Genomic DNA, 18,306 nt, shown 5'->3' on the forward strand with positions numbered 1-18,306 from the left:
GACGGAGTTTTTCGTTTTGGTATAAGTGATATTGATATATGTAACTGGCCTGATATTAAAAAATACCACTTTAATACTATTGCGGCTGCCAAAAACCCAGGATACTTTTGCACAATATTGAGCGTTTCTGATAGGTCACGTGGTGGCTTACCTAAAGGGAGACGGGAATTTCTTAAAGTGCACAGTACATTTCTTAATCTGTTACCAAAAACCGACAATAATTCAAACCTATGTTTAAAAATCAGCTCCTGGCACTATGCGCCCTGTTTATGCTGGCGCTATCCTGTACCAAAAAGGACAAGGGCGGGGACAACGAAACGCGACCGCTGAACCCTTCTGTTAAAGCAGTACAGGATTACCTTTCGCAAACAACAGATCTGAATTCATTTGGCACCTCATTTCAGGCGGCAACTTTTGCCGAAGCGGATGTGAGTAGTGGCCTTACCATATTTGCTCCTGTAAACAATGCTATTACCGCCTACGATCCCAATGCCCGGGTAGAGGCTGCTTCTTTAAGTGTTGATGAGGTAAAAGACCATGTGGTAAAAGGGGTTATTAAAAAAAGCGACCTTACTAATGGCAAAAAACTGATTGCCATTAGTGGAAAGGAACTACTGGTAACTATTGAAGGGGATAAGATCCTGATCAATGGAGTGCCTATCCTGAATATCAAGGAAGATGGCCTTCAGGTAATATGTTCCATTGCTGATGTGTTGTGTAAAAAGCCTGGTAATATTGAAGTAACTGTTATGGATGCCACACAATGGTCAAAAACTGATACCCTTGGAAAAGCAACGGGAGATGCAACCGTAACTTTATATAAAAGCCGCGATGATTTTGCCAACAACGCTCAGCCTGCTTTCACTGGTAAAACAACTGCTACCGGTAAAATATCTTTTTCAAAAGTGGCGCCCGGTACATATTACCTGGTTGTAAAGAAAGATGATAAAGCAAATTATTGTGAGCCAGTTATTAGAAATGGGGTTCTTGTTGCGTATAAACCATTGGGTGTTTTTCAGACCGGAAGCCAGGTAAATGCAACGCCCAACCTGTATGGTACCTTATTAGGTGATTTTATTTTCCTGGATGCCAATGGGGATGGGAGGATTGATGCAAACGATAAAACTTTCATTCCTTTTGAAGTAACTGTAACCGGTAATAAAACTGCACAGGTTACTTCTTTCATAGGATATAAATTTAATCACCTGGCTGCACCGTTTGCCAGCAAAGCAGCCGCGCAGCAATTTTTGGATGATTTAAATACCGATATAGGTTTTTGGCATCAGCAGAAAACAATAATGGATGGTATTATGAGTGATGATGCAGATTGTAGTGGAATGGACAATTTTTGTAGCCTGGATAATTTTACCGACCCTCCTACTTCATTTGCTACCAGCTTATGGCAGGCTGCTTACCGGTATATAACCAGTTTGAACAGAGTGATCATGAACGTTCCATTATTAAATTTACCAGCAGCTGAATCAGATAACCTGATTGGTCAGGCCAGGGGTTTACGCGGGTTTGTTTACTTACAACTGGCAACTTATTATGGCGGAGTGCCATTAATAAGTGGTATACCAGATGACAACCAGGTACGCGCTTCCTTAACTGATAGCTACACATTTATAAAAAGCGATCTTACAGCGGCCATGAACGTTTTGCCCAGCCGTTTCACTGGTGCCGATCATCGCCGGATCAACGCAGATGCATGTAAGCTGTTGCTTGCCCGTGTTGCTATGGCGCAGGATGATTATGCCCGGGCAAAGCAATTATCCGGTGAATTGATGCAAAGCGGCAGGTATTCACTGGTAGCTGCAGATAATATTCTTATAAGCGACGAGAATACTGAGATCATCTGGAATATGGTAACGGGCTTTGTTGGAGCATACGCTCCTTATTTCAGTATCCAAAACAGCACTTTCTTTCCTGTAACGCGCTTTGCAGAAGTATTACTGATAAATGCAGAAGCACGCGTAAACATGGGCGAGCTGGATGCTACCAATGTAAACCTGTTGCTTAATCGCCGGGGGAAGCAATCGGTTACCTTTACAGATAATGCTCAGGCTAGAGATGCGGTACGGGATACATGGAAAAATGAATTGTATCGCGAAGGACAACGTTTTGCCAAATTGGTTAAGTGGAATAAAGCAACAGAGGTATTAGCTCCCAAGGGATATAACCCCACTAAAAATGCATTATGGCCAATTCCGCCATACATTCTTGACAATAACCCGAATGTAGTTCAGAACCCGGGTTACTAGTCCTGTTTGAATAAATACTACTATCCACCAAAGGAATCATTCTTTTGGTGGATTTTTTTTGCACTAAAAAATATAGAGAAAGGAATTATAAGGCGGGTAATGAAAAAAGAAAACCCCACTGGCTGGAGTATGTGGGGTCTTCATAGAGACGGAAACATTGACCGTTTTCTAAAGCCAATGTCCTGTATGGATTGTTTTGTCTCACAATGTTATGTCCCGCCAAAGCGAGATAGTTGCATATGCAATATACGATCCAAATAGATAACTAGGTTGGGTTAACCCCCCTAATAGATATCAACATGACAATAAAGTAACCTGGAAAGTTGCTGCTGTCCTAAAAAAAGAAGATAAACCAGTAATAGTACTATGTCGGCTTCGTAAAAAGCCTTTAATGGGCGTACAGATATGCACCTGGCCACTGGGTGTTTACGAATTCACATCCATGTGGTATTTGATACACAAAATTATCGTTGAATGATCACCTTGGTGCCAATGTCCACAATCGCATCCAGCTCGTCAAGGTCCTCATTCTTTAATGCCACACAGCCATTGGTCCAGTTGGTAAAATCATCCACCACCAGGTCGTCGTGTGGCCAGGTCCCATGTATAGCGATACCGCCACCAATTTTAGCGCTTTGCGGAATTATTCCTTTTGTTTTGCGTTCTTTGAATTTCGCATAGCTTTCTGCTGTAGGGTAATCCAGCATAAGCATCTTATGCCATTTCTGGTGGGGTCGTTTGGATAATATTTTAAAGGTGCCTTCGGGAGTACGGCGGTCGCCTTCTATGAGTTTGTCGGAAAGATCTTTATTGCCAAATACAACGGGATAGGTTGCATACCATCCTTCCGCGTCATACACCTTCAGTTCATAATCAGATTTGTCAACAATTAAATACAGTTCACCCACGGGCTTCGATCTTAATAAATTCTTTTTAAAAACCCTTCTTTCAATGGTTTTAAAAGCTGCTAATCCGGAAACAGCAACAACAACAAGGCCTGCGATAAGCCATTTAGATTTCATAAGTAACCTGGTTTTAAGCGTAAAGACCAAGCAAATGATTAATGGGTTTAAAACTAAATAATAATTTTTTCGCCAGCTAAGTGTGGATAAATGGATTACTTCACACTTCAAAACGATACTGACGTCCCATTTATTCTTTTTGAATGGTCTTTTAACAGAACTTTTTTGTGATTTTCAGATCGCAAAAATAAGGCCATTGAAAATCAAATAAAAAAAACGTCCCCCCGGCTCAGCCGGGGGAACGTTTGTTGATCATGGCTATGTTAAAATTACCAATTGCTTAATCGCAGACCGAAGTTGTAAGGGCGTTGATCGAGGCCTTTAGCGAACATACTTTCTGTGGCATACGACCCGTATAATTTTACCGGGCCCAGGCCTAATTCAGCTATATATTGAAGTTTCCATTGGTGTAGGTCAAAATCGTCGTGATTTTTTTCTTTACCATCGATGTTGGTGATGGTCTTTTGCCGGCTCGAATACAGGTACCCGCCACTCATGCCTATACTAAATCCAAAACCCTGTTTAACGCGGTGTGGCGTGAAATTGAAGTTCAGCATAATGGGCAGGGTTACATAATCGGCGGCGAGTTTATTTTTTGAATAGTTCCGGTCCAGGTCCAACACTACCTGGGTAGGACTGGTATGATACAGGATGGGTTCATTATAGCGGTAATTGTTCAATTCAATACCCAGACCGTATTTAAGGTTTATCGCGCCTTTGTAGATGTTTAGTTTTTGCATGAAGGGATAAATGCTTACGTTCACTGATTTGCCGGCGCGTAATTTAAACTGATCTTTACCAAGACCGGGAGCGAACCCGTCGGGCCCTTGTATGGCGCTGCTCTTATAATCGGTTTGGTCGTTATAGTTGGCAAAACCAAGGTCAATGATCCACCAGTTGGTGCTTACCCGCGATGGTTTACTGCGTTTATAGGTTTTGGCCTGGTTGTTATCACCTTCGTTATTCTTGTGCTTTTTAATAATGATCATGCCGCCTACGCGAATGGTGTCGTTTTCGTTTTCGGGCCTTGCTGTAGAATCGGTTGTGTTGGCCGTGGAATCTGTTTGGGCCAGGCCGGTTAAGCACATACTAATCCCAATCAGGAGTATAATTACCTGTTTCATCTTTGCTGGTTTTAACTATTTTAATTTGAATTATTGTAAGGCAAATTCAAGGTTGGCTATACGTATGCCTGCTTTGCCATTTTCATCGGGGCCAGTAACTTTGTCAACTACCCGCGATACTTTTCTAAAAAAACCTCTTAATGGTGTTTTATTCACCGTTGCTGTTATAGCTGATTGATCGGGTTCTTCAATGGGTGGAACGTATGCTGTATTGCTTGCTATTGAATTACTGACCGTGTTTTTATAAGCTGTGCTTTTAACTTCTGGTTGCTCATTCTGATTTGTTACAACTACAGCAATCGACCGGGCGGATAAGAATTTTTCGTTGTAGCCTGCAGGAACATCTTCCGGTTGTTGCGTATTTACTTGTTGTACGTATGATGGTGGCTGAATGTTACTTTGTTTTGAAATATTTTTTGTAATGCTGGTTTTGGCAACGGCCTGATCAGCATGTACAGGCTGTGCAGCAACGCTGTTATCTTCATGCGGTGGAACCACCACAACATCAGCCTGTGATTGTGTATTGTTATTGCCAGCAGCTGGCTGTTGTGTTTTCTCTGTTGATCTTGTTTGTGGTAATACACCCGCGGTTTCTCTATTAGCAACAAAATGGGTTGAAAAATAGAAAACCATACTACCAATAGATAGTAAGGCAATAGCAGCTGCAGTAAAGCGCCACCAGGGGAATGCGATCACCCTGTTGTCTTCTTCTTCTGAACGGAACAGATAGGCTTTGTCCGGGAAGCTGAGGGAGTTGTCGGGCACCAGCTTCACCTGTAGTATAAATTCAAAATCTGCCTGGTATTGAGGATGTTTATAAACAAACTGTTCTACTTTATCTTTTTCTTCATTTGTTAATTCATCATCACCGTATAAAACAAAGTATTCTTCACAGTTACTTTCATTAATGCCATCAACTGCTGTATTTCTGAATAAGCTTTCCTTTTGTTCAAATACAATACCTTCATCGGGTTGTAAAACCGATTGCTGCAACATCACCAGTTCCTCTTCCAGATCAGGATTTTGTTGAATAAACTGTTCCACTGCTTCGCGTTCAGCAGCCTTCAGCTCCTCATCCACATACATTACAAGGTAAGCTTCGTAGTTGTCGCGGGTAATCACAGTCACCTGGCCACCACCGCTGCCGGAGTTGTAATCAGCTGTTCTTATATGGTAACAGTTAAATGACATTTTCAGGTTTTACCAAATAGTTTTTTAATTGAATACGGGCGCGGTGAAGATACACTTTTACCTGGCTTTCGTTCAACCCGGTAATTTGTCCGATCTCTTCATAAGAATACCCCTCATAATCTTTCAACAATACCAGTGACCGTTGTGTTTCGTTCAACCGGCTTAATGCTTCTTCCAGGATCTTCCGGGTGTTGTACATAGGTTTGTCCAGGACCTGGGTCTCTTCTTTGAACTCATCGCGTAAGTGAACCCGTTTTGCTTTGCGCAAATGATCGATCATTTGGTTATAGGCTACCGTAAACAGGTAGCTTTTACATTTGGCATTATCCACATCTGCCCGGTTCCGCCACATTTTCTCAAACGCCGCCTGAACAACATCCCGGGCATCCTCTTCATGGCGAAGATTTTTAAGGATGAACCGGTATACGTTGTCCGCATACTCAGCTACGCATTGATTATACTCTTTCTCGGTCATAAGCAGAACCTGACTATTAATCTATTTGTGTAAAGGTGGTACGTACCAGGGCTGTTAAAAGTTACAGGGAATTACAGAAAAATAAAAAAAATCCCCCGACTAGTCGGGGGATCTTATATAAAAACGTTGATTGTCATAAGTTTAAAATTGAGCATTTGCTGCAAAAGCCCGGCTCAGCGATTCCCAGATAAGAAAATCACTCTGGCTTTTATTGTTACTGTTACAGCAATCCTTAACTGATTTCAGGCAATCCCGGCTAACCGGTTTTTTTGAAGTATGCGTTGTGGCAAAAACAAATATTCCAGCCAAGGCCACCAATAGTATTAGGGTTGAACGGATAAAGGTTTTCTTCCACATAATGCATCGTTTTGTATTATAAGACGAAGGTATTGGACTTTTGTTACAGTTTTTTTAATAAAAAGTTAGAATTACCATAAAGTGGTATGTCGGTTTTGCCGGATGAAAAAATTAAGTTATACGATATGAGTGTTTTAGGCTGTTATTGTTGAAACAGTAATTGGGAAAATAAGGCAACTTATTTTTACATGCCCAAATTATTACATTTGTGGCCTTACAAAAAACTACATGCTCCATGAACGAAAAATTTGTAAAACGCCTCGCCGATGAACTGGCTGAAATAAAGGCTGCCGGTTTATTTAAGACAGAGCGTATTATTGAGTCGCCTCAAGGCGCCGAGATCACTGTGAATGGTAAAACGGTGCTTAATTTTTGCGCTAATAATTATCTTGGTCTGTCATCGCATCCCAAAGTAATAGAAGCCGCCAAGAAGTATGTTGACCATCGAGGTTACGGTATGAGTAGTGTACGGTTTATTTGCGGGACCCAGGATATTCATAAAGAACTGGAACAGAAAATATCGGCCTTTTTGGGTACTGAAGACACAATACTGTATGTAGCAGCCTTCGATGCCAACGGCGGGGTATTTGAGCCCTTGTATAACGAGCAGGATGCTATTATTTCCGATGAGTTAAACCATGCCTCTATCATCGATGGGGTGCGTTTGTGTAAAGCCCAACGGTTCCGTTATAAACACAATAACATGGCCGATCTGGAGGAGAAACTAAAAGAATCGCAAGGTTGCCGTAATCGGGTTATTGTTACCGATGGCTCTTTTAGCATGGATGGAACTATTGCTCAACTGGATGCTATTGTAGCACTGGCTGAAAAATATGATGCGGCCGTTATGATCGATGAAAGCCACTCAAGCGGCTTTTTGGGAAAAACAGGCCGCGGTACACACGAATATCGGGGCGTAATGGGAAAAATTGATATCATCACCGGTACCCTGGGTAAAGCTCTTGGCGGTGCATCGGGTGGTTTTACCAGTGGGCGTAAAGAGGTGATCGAGATGCTGCGTCAGCGCTCACGGCCTTATTTGTTCTCCAATACGCTGGCGCCGGGTATTGTAGGCGCTTCCATTGCCGTACTGGACCTGTTGAGCGAAACCACCGAATTGCGTGATAAGCTTGAATACAATACCAAATACTTCCGCAGCAAAATGACCGAAGCCGGTTTCGATATTAGACCGGGCGACCATCCAATAGTGCCTATTATGTTATATGATGCCGTTATTGCCCAGAATTTTGCAGCCCGCCTGCTCGATGAGGGGATCTATGTTATTGGCTTCTTTTATCCTGTGGTGGCCAAAGGACAGGCACGTATTCGGGTGCAATTGAGTGCAGCGCATGAACAACAACACCTGGATAAAGCGATCGCAGCCTTTGCCAAAATTGGAAAAGAACTGGGCGTGTTGAAAACAGCTACCGCCAATTAATAAGTAAGAACGTTAACAGGGTAATACCTGTCAATATTATACAAGTCCGGAAGATGCACCAGGAAATGCATCTTCCGGACTTTTTATTACAAGCCCTGAGCGCGTGTCCGCCTTTGGCGGATCGGGATGCCATCGAGCGTAGTCGAGATGGCGTGTTGCTTCCTTATTTAGCTGCGATCATGCTTATTTCCACGTTCACGTTACGGGGCAAACCTTTAACAGCAACAGTTTCCCGGGCCGGGTAATTGCCGGTAAAATACTTTCCATATACTTCATTCACCGTAGTGAAATGTGCCATATCGCTCAGGAAAATGGTAGTTTTTACAATATGGCTGAAGTCGTAGCCTGCTTCGGTCAAGACCGCCTGCAGGTTCTTCATGACCTGGTCGGTTTCACCGGCCACATCAGTTGCTTCAATGGTGCCGGTAGCAGGGTTAAGGGCTACCTGGCCAGAAATAAATAGCAAATTACCGGCCTGTACAGCCTGGCTATAGGGGCCGATGGGAGCTGGCGCCTGGGTGGTATTGATGATGTTTTTTTGCATAAGCAAATTTAATGGGCAATCGTGAAACATGAAACCTGAAACGTTAAAGGGTTTTCGGAGGGCAAAGCATGGCTTGCGCCTCCGTTAAAGCTTTGGCGGCACGTTGTCGACGGGCATAATAGACGGTGCTCGCCGTATTTCTTTTTGCCGTCTGCCTTCTGCCGTCTGCCTTTTCTTCCTTTCTTTGCGGGTAAATTCAGAAAGCCCATGACAGTGGCCATTTTAGCCGATGAGGTATTAAAAAAGGAATTATTGACAAAAAAGCTTCCGGAAGCCATCACCGTAGTTTGGGTCGATTCCATCCGTTCATTAGCCATTGCAGATGCTGATGTGTATATGGACCTGCTGTTTGAACAGAATACGGAAAGAACACAGCACCTGAAAAAATTGTTGCCCAAACCAGTGATCGTACATGCAGTGCCCTGGTCGACAAAAAAGATTGGCGCCGATTTTATTCGCATTAATGCCTGGCCGGGTTTGTTACAGCGGTCTATAACCGAAATAGCATTGCCTTCCGGTATGGATGAAACAATCATAAAAGAGATCTTTGAACAATGGCAATGGCAATATGTGGTGGCGCCAGATATTCCCGGGCTGATCACCGCAAGGGTATTGGCGGCCATTATCAATGAGGCGTATTATACGTTGGGTGCAGCGGTAAGCAGCCGGGAGGAAATTGATATTGCCATGAAACTGGGCACCAGTTACCCATATGGTCCTTTTGAATGGAGTGATAAAATAGGATTGTTGCGGGTGTATGAATTATTAACTGAATTAAGCCATGTTGATAATCGTTATATACCAGCACCTTTGCTTATTGAAGTAGTAACAAAGCAAAAGGCAATGGGCAATGGGCAATGGGCAATAGGCAATGGGCAATAGGCATGGGGCGTGCAGTTTGCAGCCGATACTTTAAAACCAGGAAGTAATTTTTTATATAAGAAGAATGATATTAAGCATAGATACTGCAACTGACCAGGCAAGTGTGACCCTTTCTCAAAATGGAGAAGTAATAGGTACGCTCACTAACGATAACCAAAAGGATCATGCCGCCTGGATACAACCGGCCATACATACTTTGTTACAGCAAAAAGGGATTACCATGCAGCAGTTACAGGCCATAGGTATAACCGCTGGACCTGGCTCCTATACTGGCTTACGGGTTGGTATGGCTACTGCAAAAGGATTGTGTTTTGCACTACAAATACCGCTCATAACAATTAATACGCTGCAGGCAATGGCGCAGGCGGCCATCGATCAAGTGGGTAGCGCAACTGCGCATATGGCGCAACCGCTGTGTTATTGCCCAATGATAGATGCCCGTAGAATGGAAGTGTTTACTGCGGTGTATGATGAGAAGCTGAATGAGATCATAACCCCTAAAGCAATGATCCTTGATGAATTATCTTTTAAAGAAGAGTTAAATAATTTATCACTGATATGCTTTGGAAATGGCAGTCTTAAGTGGAAAAATGTGAGCAGGTATCCTAACATTCTATTCATAGATGAAAAAATTGATATTGCTAAATCTTTGGCTAAAATCGCTTCCCACTTGCATTTCACGCAGAATTTTGCCAACTTGGCGTACACTGAACCCGTTTATCTAAAAGAATTTTACACTTATATCAAAAAATGACCAAATGAAACTTTTATCCTCCTTTCATCCCTAGCATATCAATTTTCTTGTAAATTTGATCTTTAGCGTTATCCTATTAAATATCTTAAAAGCTCTGATGTGCACATGAACGTAACAACCAATTACTCCATGGTCTTAAATGCAGATGGTGGGGATGGTGAATCGGTAAAAGTTGACTTCCTGAACCTGAAAAAGGCTGCGATGATACTTCGTGCCTTGAACCACAAGCTGCGTCAACAGATCGTCAAACTGATCGATGAGAACAAGCGTCTTACCGTGACGGAGATCTATGTACGTCTGCGGTTGGAACAGTCCGTTGCTTCCCAGCACCTCGCCATTTTACGTAGAGCAGGCATCGTGAAAACTGACCGGGATGGTAAATTCATTTACTATTCTGTAAACAGTTCACGGGTGGCTCATATCATGAAATGCGTGGACGACCTCAACATCTGATAAGACGGAGACATCAAATTTGTAAAACAGGTAACCTGTAGCTCAAAAGGCTACGGGTTAACTTGTTATGGTGTACTTTTGCTTCAAAATAAGACTACATGTTTATAAAGCAATTGTATACCGGCTGTTTGAGTGAAGCAGCCTATTACATTGAAAGTGATGGAGTTGCAGCTATTGTGGACCCCCTCAGGGACATTGACGGTTACCTTCAGCTTGCCCGGGAACGGAATGCTGAGATCAAATACATCTTCGAAACTCATTTTCACGCCGATTTTGTAAGTGGTCACCTCGATCTGCAAAAAGCTACCGGCGCTCCCATTGTTTACGGCCCAAAGACCGAAACAAGTTTCCCTATTCACCTGGCAACAGATGGTGAGACCTTTCCCTTAGGCAAGGCGGCTATAGAGGTATTGCATACGCCTGGCCATACGGTAGAAAGCACCTGTTACCTGCTGCGCGATGAAAACGGTAAAGCCCATGCGGTATTTACCGGCGACACCCTGTTTGTTGGGGAAGTTGGCCGACCTGACCTGAGCAGTGGCGAAATAGACAAGGAAGAACTGGCTTCCATGCTGTTCGATTCCCTGAACCAAAAGATTGCCACTTTACCCGATGATGTAATTGTTTATCCCGCCCATGGCCCTGGCAGCAATTGTGGTAAGAATCTGGGACCCGCCACCTCAAGCACTATTGGTGAGGAAAAACAAAACAATTATGCCCTGCAACCCCAAAAGCGGGAAGAGTTTGTAAAGGCCGTATTAGCCGATTTACCGGCTGCTCCATTGTACTTTCCCATCAATGCAAAGATCAATAAAGAGGGCTATGACAGCCTCGAGAAGATCTTAGAAACGGCGCTAACTCCTTTGAGCGTGGCCGAACTCAAAACATGGACCCAGGATGAAGACACCATCCTGCTTGATACCCGCAGCGCCGGTGAATTCACCAAAGGCTTTGTGCCCGGTTCAATAAGCATTGGCCTTGAAGGCCGTTTTGCAGAATGGGCTGGTAGCTTGTTGCCATTTAATAAACCGATCGTGCTGGTCACCGACGAAGGACAGGAAAAGGAAAGCGTGGTACGGTTAGCCCGGGTTGGTTTTTCGCAAATACATGGTTATCTGGCTGGTGGGTTAGAAGCCTGGCGCCGGGCCGGTGAAGAGGTTGACCTTATCATAGATGTAGAAGTAGATGAGTTGGCGATGGACCTGCCTTACGACGATCACCTGGTAGCGATAGATGTACGGCGTGAAACCGAATTTGCCGATGGTCACGTACGCGGTTCTGTGAACATTCCTTTAAATGAACTCACCGATCCTGGTTCTATGGCCAATATTGAAGAGAACCAGAATTTATATCTCTACTGCGGCAGCGGTTACCGTAGTGTAATTGCAGCTTCGCTGATGAAGCGCCAGGGAATACATAACCTGCGGAATGTATTGGGTGGTTTTAATGCCATTCGTTTACAGCAAGGCATTGAGATCGTGAAAGATAGCAGTGTATTGAATTAGGGTTGTAAATCATCGTAAAAACCTATAAGGTATTTTAGCATAGCTAAACCCTTATAGGTTTTTTGTTTACATAAACTCACACCACAGTCTGAATACCTTTTCCGCCTATGAACGTTACACGTTCACAATATTGTTCTTGATTGCAAACAACACAAGACCAACCCTGCTTTTTACATTCAATTTTTCAAATAAAGCATCGCGATAACCATCGATAGTGCGGGCACTCAGAAACATTTTTTCAGCTATTTCCTTATAGGTCATTTCCGAACAAACCAGTTTCAGGAAATCAATTTCACGCGCATTCAGTGAAACAATGTTTTTTATAGGTTCATCCGGTTCATCTAATTGACTAACAGCATGTATTAATTTACCTGTGATCAGTTCTGAGTAGTAAAAACCTTTTCGTACAAGCGAATCAAGCGCGCGGCGGAACTGCATGGGATCTATATCTTTCAGAATATAACCTTTTGCGCAGTTTTTCATCATGCGCATAATTGAATGCTCATTATCGTACATGGAAAGGACAAGGATCTTGATACCAGGGTAAGACCGTTTAAGCCACAGGGCTGTTTCATAACCATCTCTTTCCGGCATATTGATGTCCTGTAATGCGATGTCCGGTAAGTACCTGGGTTGTAACTGTTTGATAAAATCTTTTCCATTGTTCGCCTCAAAAAGGATCGCGTAAGTTTCAAGGCCTCTGAAAAGATTTGCAAGTCCATTGCGTAGCAGAATGTGGTCATCTACATAAGCCACGCCGGCATTAGTCTTTAGCATAATGGTTAAGGGTTTATGGTGACAAAAAGGACAAAAAGGGTAGGGAAAGAATTACTGTAGGTACTATTGATGGGATACTGGCAAGTGTGATTTGTGCACCGACTAATTAGGCTCGCTCTGCTTTGGCGATACCCTATTCAAAATTAATATATTCATTCATATCCTGCAATGTTAAATCTGCCCATTTCCCTTATCCGTTACGGTTATTGTTATAAGCCTAGAGAGAAATTGATCTGGATTAAGAGTTCTGTTGTTGTGACGCTAAAAAGAAGGGAACTGTTTTTTACTGAGCAAGATCATGTTTTATTCACTAATCAAATGGTTAAGTGTAAGTTGTTGAAAGGAAAGTGATTTTTTTCAATGATGACAAAGATCAGTTTTTAAGAACGGCATAATAAATCCTGTTGCCGTTAGAAAAGGCAACAGGTAAATTCAATGTTAAGTGGTGATTAATTTCCAATCCACAATTTTCGGTACTCTTCTTTCCAGGCATGTTTCCAGCGGCGATGGCTCCACAACCACATATCGGGTTGTTCTTTGATGGCTTTTTCGAGATAGTGTACGTAACGTAGGGTGAGTTCTCCTCTTTTTAATTTTTCAGGTTGGTCTTCTGCCAATGTCAATACTACTTTATAGCGACCACGGCTTGGCTTTTCAATATTGGCAAAAACTACGGGAATGTTTCCGCCATGTGCTCCGGTTTCAGGACCGGTTACAAATGCAGTGGGGGTTCCAAAAAAGCTCAGCCAGAAACATCTTTCGGGGTTGGCTGGTGCCTGATCGGCTACCAGTCCAATACAATATTGTCTGTGACGCCAGGGCATCATGGCATGACGCATATCAGTGGCAGGTATTAAAACGGTGCCCGATTTGGCTCGGATCTTTCTGAACAACCGGTCAAATGCCTGGTTCTTTATAGGCATATATACACCCAGAAAAGTGTATTGTACTTCTTTGGCGCAGGCAAGGTTGGCCCATTCCCAGTTAAAAGTATGGCCCAGGTGCACCTGGCAACTGCGTCCGGTCTTGTACAGATCATTCAAAACTTCCCAGTTCCCAGTTACTCTTTTCTGGATATACTTATCGCTTGCTGAAACCATTTTGATGGTCTCAAAAAGCGAATCAATAAAATTATGGTAGAATTTGCTGGCTATTTTCCTGCGTTCCGCCAGCGATTTTTCTGGAAATACCAATTGCAGGTTATCCAACACTACTTTGCGGCGATATCCTAAAAGGCGATATACCAGTAGATAAAAACCATCTGACAGAATATATAATACACGCAGGGGTAACAACGACACCAGGTACAAAAGACCGTAAACTATGTAATACATGGATTGCAAAGATACAAAAACGACTGCATGCCTTCTTCTACCCATTCACCCAGTTCTTGGCATCCTGTTCCACATGCTTCAATTCAACTTTTACCTTGAATTTATTGCGGAGATGGCGGGCCAGGGCGTCGGCTGCATACACGCTGCGGTGCTGGCCGCCGGTACAACCAAAACTTACGCTTAGGCTTTCAAAACCACGCCGAATGTAATCTTCAACCGAGATGTCAACAATATCGAATACGCTGTTCAGGAACTCCGTCATACGCGTTTGTTGTTCCAGGTAATCCTTAACTCCTTTATCGCGACCGGTTTGTGATTTGAATTGATCTATCCGGCCCGGATTTAAAATGCCGCGGCAATCGAATACATACCCACCCCCATTTCCTGAAGCGTCCTGTGGAATGCCTTTTTTAAATGAAAAGCTATGCACTTTTACAACCAGTGGCGTTTCTTCATCTGCTATCAAAGGAGTGAAGCGATCGATGATCTCATCGCTTACGCAAACCTGCAACACTTTGCTGAATTCCGGTACGGCAATACCCAGGCTTTGGTCGTTGATGAAAGAACGAAGGTTCTTCAATGCCTGGGGTATACTGGTCAGGAACTGGGCTTTGCGTTCAAACAAACCCCGGAAACCATATGCACCCAGCACCTGTAACAACCTGATGAGCACGTATCCATTGTACTGGCTTTTGAAGAGATCACGATTTACGTGTTCATTTACTATATGTTCAAAAGAATCGATATAGTCGTTCAGCAGGCTATCCTTCCAATTATCGGGTAGGTTGGCACGTGCCTGCCAGATCATACTGGCCACATCGTATTGCGGAGCGCCCTGCATACCACCCTGGTAGTCGATAAAGTGTACTGAGTCATTGGACGACACCAGGATGTTACGGCTTTGAAAGTCGCGGAACATGAAATACTTATATTCTGTGTGCGTGAGGTAATTGCTCAACGCTTCAAAATCGTCAATCAGTTTTTGCTTGTCGTAGGGTTTACGCAACGCATCCAGGAAATAATATTTGAAGTACAACAGATCTGCCATAATGGCCTGTTTGCCAAATTCCTGGTTGGTCAGACAGCGGGTATAATCAAGCCCTTCGTGGCCCTTTATCTGAAGGAGGGCCAGTTCGTGCAAACTCTTTTTAAAAAGATCATATATGTCGTCAGTAAAACCTTCTGCTTCGAGGCGGTTCAATAATGAAACATCGCCAAAGTCCTGCTGCAGGTAAATGGTTTTATCTTCCCCCAATGCAAAGATCTCGGGAACCGGAAGCTGCTGGTTATAAAAGTGTTGGGAGAAATACAGGAAGGTCTCATTTTCGGGAATGTTGTGGCCATGAGTGGCTATACAAGTTCCTTTATTTGAATGGATACGAAAATACCGCCTGTCAGAGCCGGATTGAGGCAGTATTTCTATACGATCACAGGCTGTGCCGCTCCACTCACTGTAGAGCTTATTGATTCCGTCGATTATTGATTGCATAGTTTATTAGGTCAGTAAAAATAACGCAATAACTTCTGGTCGGGCGCATAAAAACGCAGTTAAATTTTCCCCAATTAAGCTATCTAAATAAAAATCCCTATAACTCTGTTATTAGTTATAGGGATATAAAATAATTTATGTAGAACTTAACTAATCATCATCATCTTCGGCTTCTTTATTCAGCTTTACAAAGGCTGCCCTTTTGGGACCGGGGAATGGGATGTTATCGCCTTTGAGGCCATGCCATAATACAATATTGAATTCCAGGTCGGGCACCGCATCTTCCTTTTTCAGGTTAAATGCTTCAGAGCGTTGTTGCCATTTATTCTGGGCCACATTTTTCTCATTCAGGTCAATATTGGTGGGCAGCGATCTGAATGGGGTCAAATCGGTTGTAGTAGTAAAGCAACGCCACATGGGGGTAGCCGCCGCATCGTACTGGCTCATTGGAGGAATACCCAGGATCAATTCCATGGTGCGTAACATAGAAGTGGTGGAATACATGGTATGATCAATAAATCGGCGCTTTACAAATCCACCGGCAACATAGGCCGTGCTGCGATGCGCATCCACATGGTCGGCGCCATTTTGTGCATCATCTTCAATAACAAATACGGCACATTCTTTCCAAATGGGGCTTTTGCTCAGGTATTCTATAAACATACCTACTGCCAGGTCATTATCGGCCACATGGGCGTAAGGAGTTGGCCGGCCTTTGCGTAACCCTTCGGTATGGTCGTTACCAAAGCGAACTGAGTTAAACCGGGGCAATTGGTTGATGGCCAGCAGGGAATCAAAATCTTTTTTCCATTGGTAAAAGCGAACCGTATCGCGGGTGGCGAGGTCCCAACCGGTATAAGAAGCACAGAAGTGATCTTTTAAAACCGGAATGTTGGGTTTGTAATTATCAGCAAACTCGCCATAGGTACGGTAGCTTACACCTGCACGATTGCAGTGGTCCCAGAAAAAGCCTTTTTTATTATTGGCAATCTCCCGGTTCCCTTCAGCCGAATAGGTACCGCCACGGCCACCATAACTCGTGGGCCAGGTCTTTTCCAGGTAATCGGTAGCATAACCGCCCATGGTCCAGTTGTGGCCATCGGCGCTGACTTCGCCATCAACATAGAAATTATCCAGCAGCACAAACTCTTTTGCAAGGGCATGCAGGTTGGGGGTGTATTTTTCACCAAACAAAACCAGTTTGGGATCGCCATTTCCGGTGGTAATATCGCCAAGCACCTGGTCGTAGGTGCGGTTTTCCTTGATCACATAAAACACATATTTGATAGGGGAGGCATCGCCAATTTTCATGGGGATGGGGTTGCCCGGTTCGCCCTGTGTTTGCAGTTCTTTTTCTTTATTGTAAGGGGTATTGTCGTATACCAGTTTTGAATAACTGCTCATTTGTTGTTCAGAGGGTTCGTCAATAATGCTCAATGTGCCTTTGAACAAACCTGCAATGTATTGTACGGTGGTGGGCTTTTTGCTATCGCCCTGCTGATAGTTCACCTCCTCCTGGGTTTTAACCGGCTTGGGCCCATTGGGATTGGCCATGGAAGAAAAGCCTTTACCATTGGCTACATATATTTTTTTGCCGATCACTTTTACATTGGTAGGATACCAGCCAGTGGGTATAAATCCTTTTGATGAACTGGCAACTGGTTTTGTTACATCGAATACAGCCAAACAGTTATTGTCGGCATTGGCTATGTACAATGTTTTTTCATTGGCGCTTAATGCCAATCCATTGGTGGTTGAACCATTGGGCGCATCGGGGTATAAGGCGGTATTGAATGTTTCAATTACTTTACGTTGTGCTACATCTATTACCGAAACTGAGTTGTCGTTGGCATTGGCTACAAACAGCCGTTTGCCGTTTTTGGTTAGACAGATCTCATTGGGGTTATCGCCTACAGCAATAGAATCTGTAATTGTTTTGCTGGCGGTATTGAATACAATTACTTTATCGCCACCCCATAAGGAAACATACAGTTCGTTTTTCCTGGGTGATAACTGGCAGGCATAAGCTTCTGCTGATAATTGGATGCGTTGTGCTACTTTCTTTGTAGCCAGATCAATGATATAAATGCTGTTGTTTTCCCGGGTTACTACGTACATCAATTTCTTTGCATCATCTATCTCAATGCCGGCGGGAGCAATTTTGGTAGGCCATTTGTCACCCAGCCTGATGCTGTCAGTGACCACCAGTTTTTTATCGGTAATGGCATATTGCAGGATCCAGTTGTCGTTACCGCCCGATGCATACAGAAATTTCTCATCGGCAGAGAACTTCAATCCGTACCAGCTTTTTGGGATAACCTCGCTGTGTAAAACCTGTTCGGTCTTTGCATCTATCAGTTGTATCGATTGAACACTTTGGCCATTATTGGTAACGGCCAGGTATTTTTTAGAAGGGGACACAACCAGGTTCAATGGCAGATCGCCCAGCGGTAATGACCGGCCAACAGGTGTTAAATGCCACCCGTTCGAAAGGGTAACCCGCACATGTGTATTGGCATTGTAGGGGGTTGGTTGTGCAATTGCTATAGTGGCGCTTAACAGGCATAAAAGAAAAGCTATAAATGGGATCTTTCTCATGTTCAGTATCTAAGGCAATAAAGATACTGTATTGCTACCTTGCCGAAGTTGCTTAATAATTTTTTAATATAATATGATGTTGCGCAACCGTTTGTCTTATTA

15 protein-coding genes are annotated in these 18,306 nt (G+C 43.4%); 6 read left to right on the top strand and 9 right to left on the bottom strand.

Features of this window, described 5'->3' with window-relative positions:
* Positions 1-230: 230 nt before the first annotated feature.
* Complete coding sequence (locus tag J7I42_RS07240; RefSeq protein ID WP_209138111.1) at positions 231-2,261, top strand: RagB/SusD family nutrient uptake outer membrane protein; 2,031 nt, start codon at positions 231-233, stop codon at positions 2,259-2,261.
* 464 nt (positions 2,262-2,725) lie between these two features.
* On the opposite strand, the gene J7I42_RS07245 is transcribed toward J7I42_RS07240, so the two are convergent.
* The 4 genes from J7I42_RS07245 to J7I42_RS07260 form a co-directional block, all read right to left on the bottom strand.
* Positions 2,726-3,283: a L,D-transpeptidase family protein gene (locus J7I42_RS07245; protein ID WP_209138112.1), complete on the bottom strand. Its 558-nt coding sequence runs from the start codon at positions 3,281-3,283 to the stop codon at positions 2,726-2,728.
* A 269-nt stretch (positions 3,284-3,552) separates the two neighbouring features.
* On the bottom strand, positions 3,553-4,407 hold the full coding sequence (locus J7I42_RS07250) for an outer membrane beta-barrel protein (protein WP_209138113.1): 855 nt from the start codon (positions 4,405-4,407) through the stop codon (positions 3,553-3,555).
* 30 nt (positions 4,408-4,437) lie between these two features.
* Positions 4,438-5,598: an anti-sigma factor family protein gene (locus J7I42_RS07255; RefSeq protein WP_209138114.1), complete on the bottom strand. Its 1,161-nt coding sequence runs from the start codon at positions 5,596-5,598 to the stop codon at positions 4,438-4,440.
* Positions 5,588-6,073: an RNA polymerase sigma factor gene (locus J7I42_RS07260; protein ID WP_209138115.1), complete on the bottom strand. Its 486-nt coding sequence runs from the start codon at positions 6,071-6,073 to the stop codon at positions 5,588-5,590. The genes J7I42_RS07255 and J7I42_RS07260 overlap by 11 nt, the downstream gene beginning before the upstream one ends.
* A gap of 592 nt (positions 6,074-6,665) precedes the next feature.
* Here J7I42_RS07260 and kbl point away from each other — a divergent pair.
* A complete protein-coding gene (gene kbl, locus J7I42_RS07265; protein ID WP_209138116.1) occupies positions 6,666-7,868 on the top strand; it encodes a glycine C-acetyltransferase in 1,203 nt (400 codons plus the stop codon).
* Positions 7,869-8,031: 163 nt separating this feature from the next.
* Here the strand turns inward: kbl and J7I42_RS07270 are convergent, their stop codons facing one another.
* Positions 8,032-8,412, bottom strand: coding sequence for a RidA family protein (locus J7I42_RS07270; protein WP_209138117.1), 381 nt, complete (start codon positions 8,410-8,412; stop codon positions 8,032-8,034).
* 207 nt (positions 8,413-8,619) lie between these two features.
* Between J7I42_RS07270 and J7I42_RS07275 the strand changes: the two genes are divergently transcribed.
* The 4 genes from J7I42_RS07275 (at position 8,620) to J7I42_RS07290 (ending at position 12,006) form a co-directional block, all read left to right on the top strand.
* On the top strand, positions 8,620-9,294 hold the full coding sequence (locus J7I42_RS07275) for a 3-hydroxyacyl-CoA dehydrogenase family protein (protein ID WP_209138118.1): 675 nt from the start codon (positions 8,620-8,622) through the stop codon (positions 9,292-9,294).
* Positions 9,295-9,358: 64 nt separating this feature from the next.
* On the top strand, positions 9,359-10,048 hold the full coding sequence (tsaB, locus tag J7I42_RS07280) for a tRNA (adenosine(37)-N6)-threonylcarbamoyltransferase complex dimerization subunit type 1 TsaB (RefSeq protein WP_209138119.1): 690 nt from the start codon (positions 9,359-9,361) through the stop codon (positions 10,046-10,048).
* Positions 10,049-10,153: 105 nt separating this feature from the next.
* The gene (locus tag J7I42_RS07285) at positions 10,154-10,501 is read left to right on the top strand and encodes an ArsR/SmtB family transcription factor (protein ID WP_014222809.1); all 348 of its coding nucleotides are present in this window, start codon (positions 10,154-10,156) and stop codon (positions 10,499-10,501) included.
* Between the two features lie 98 nt (positions 10,502-10,599).
* Positions 10,600-12,006, top strand: a complete 1,407-nt coding sequence (locus J7I42_RS07290) for an MBL fold metallo-hydrolase (RefSeq protein WP_209138121.1) — start codon at positions 10,600-10,602, stop codon at positions 12,004-12,006.
* A 114-nt stretch (positions 12,007-12,120) separates the two neighbouring features.
* On the opposite strand, the gene J7I42_RS07295 is transcribed toward J7I42_RS07290, so the two are convergent.
* The 4 genes from J7I42_RS07295 to J7I42_RS07310 form a co-directional block, all read right to left on the bottom strand.
* Entirely contained in the window at positions 12,121-12,783 is a 663-nt protein-coding gene (locus J7I42_RS07295) for a response regulator transcription factor (RefSeq protein WP_209138122.1), read from the bottom strand.
* 449 nt (positions 12,784-13,232) lie between these two features.
* Complete coding sequence (locus tag J7I42_RS07300; protein ID WP_209138123.1) at positions 13,233-14,117, bottom strand: lysophospholipid acyltransferase family protein; 885 nt, start codon at positions 14,115-14,117, stop codon at positions 13,233-13,235.
* Positions 14,118-14,154: 37 nt separating this feature from the next.
* Positions 14,155-15,606, bottom strand: a complete 1,452-nt coding sequence (locus tag J7I42_RS07305; RefSeq protein WP_209138124.1) for a RapZ C-terminal domain-containing protein — start codon at positions 15,604-15,606, stop codon at positions 14,155-14,157.
* Between the two features lie 150 nt (positions 15,607-15,756).
* The gene (locus tag J7I42_RS07310; RefSeq protein ID WP_209138125.1) at positions 15,757-18,204 is read right to left on the bottom strand and encodes a bifunctional YncE family protein/alkaline phosphatase family protein; all 2,448 of its coding nucleotides are present in this window, start codon (positions 18,202-18,204) and stop codon (positions 15,757-15,759) included.
* Positions 18,205-18,306: the final 102 nt, after the last annotated feature.

Origin of the sequence: Niastella soli (assembly GCF_017742245.1) — a bacterium.
GTDB classification, from domain to species: domain Bacteria; phylum Bacteroidota; class Bacteroidia; order Chitinophagales; family Chitinophagaceae; genus Niastella; species Niastella soli.

Coding starts and splice junctions, on each gene's coding strand:
- J7I42_RS07240 (WP_209138111.1), top strand. CDS start 231: ATGTTTAAAAATCAGCTCCTGGCACTATGCGCCCTGTTTATGCTGGCG.
- J7I42_RS07245 (WP_209138112.1), bottom strand. CDS start 3,283: ATGAAATCTAAATGGCTTATCGCAGGCCTTGTTGTTGTTGCTGTTTCC.
- J7I42_RS07250 (WP_209138113.1), bottom strand. CDS start 4,407: ATGAAACAGGTAATTATACTCCTGATTGGGATTAGTATGTGCTTAACC.
- J7I42_RS07255 (WP_209138114.1), bottom strand. CDS start 5,598: ATGTCATTTAACTGTTACCATATAAGAACAGCTGATTACAACTCCGGC.
- J7I42_RS07260 (WP_209138115.1), bottom strand. CDS start 6,073: ATGACCGAGAAAGAGTATAATCAATGCGTAGCTGAGTATGCGGACAAC.
- kbl (WP_209138116.1), top strand. CDS start 6,666: ATGAACGAAAAATTTGTAAAACGCCTCGCCGATGAACTGGCTGAAATA.
- J7I42_RS07270 (WP_209138117.1), bottom strand. CDS start 8,412: ATGCAAAAAAACATCATCAATACCACCCAGGCGCCAGCTCCCATCGGC.
- J7I42_RS07275 (WP_209138118.1), top strand. CDS start 8,620: ATGACAGTGGCCATTTTAGCCGATGAGGTATTAAAAAAGGAATTATTG.
- tsaB (WP_209138119.1), top strand. CDS start 9,359: ATGATATTAAGCATAGATACTGCAACTGACCAGGCAAGTGTGACCCTT.
- J7I42_RS07285 (WP_014222809.1), top strand. CDS start 10,154: ATGAACGTAACAACCAATTACTCCATGGTCTTAAATGCAGATGGTGGG.
- J7I42_RS07290 (WP_209138121.1), top strand. CDS start 10,600: ATGTTTATAAAGCAATTGTATACCGGCTGTTTGAGTGAAGCAGCCTAT.
- J7I42_RS07295 (WP_209138122.1), bottom strand. CDS start 12,783: ATGCTAAAGACTAATGCCGGCGTGGCTTATGTAGATGACCACATTCTG.
- J7I42_RS07300 (WP_209138123.1), bottom strand. CDS start 14,117: ATGTATTACATAGTTTACGGTCTTTTGTACCTGGTGTCGTTGTTACCC.
- J7I42_RS07305 (WP_209138124.1), bottom strand. CDS start 15,606: ATGCAATCAATAATCGACGGAATCAATAAGCTCTACAGTGAGTGGAGC.
- J7I42_RS07310 (WP_209138125.1), bottom strand. CDS start 18,204: ATGAGAAAGATCCCATTTATAGCTTTTCTTTTATGCCTGTTAAGCGCC.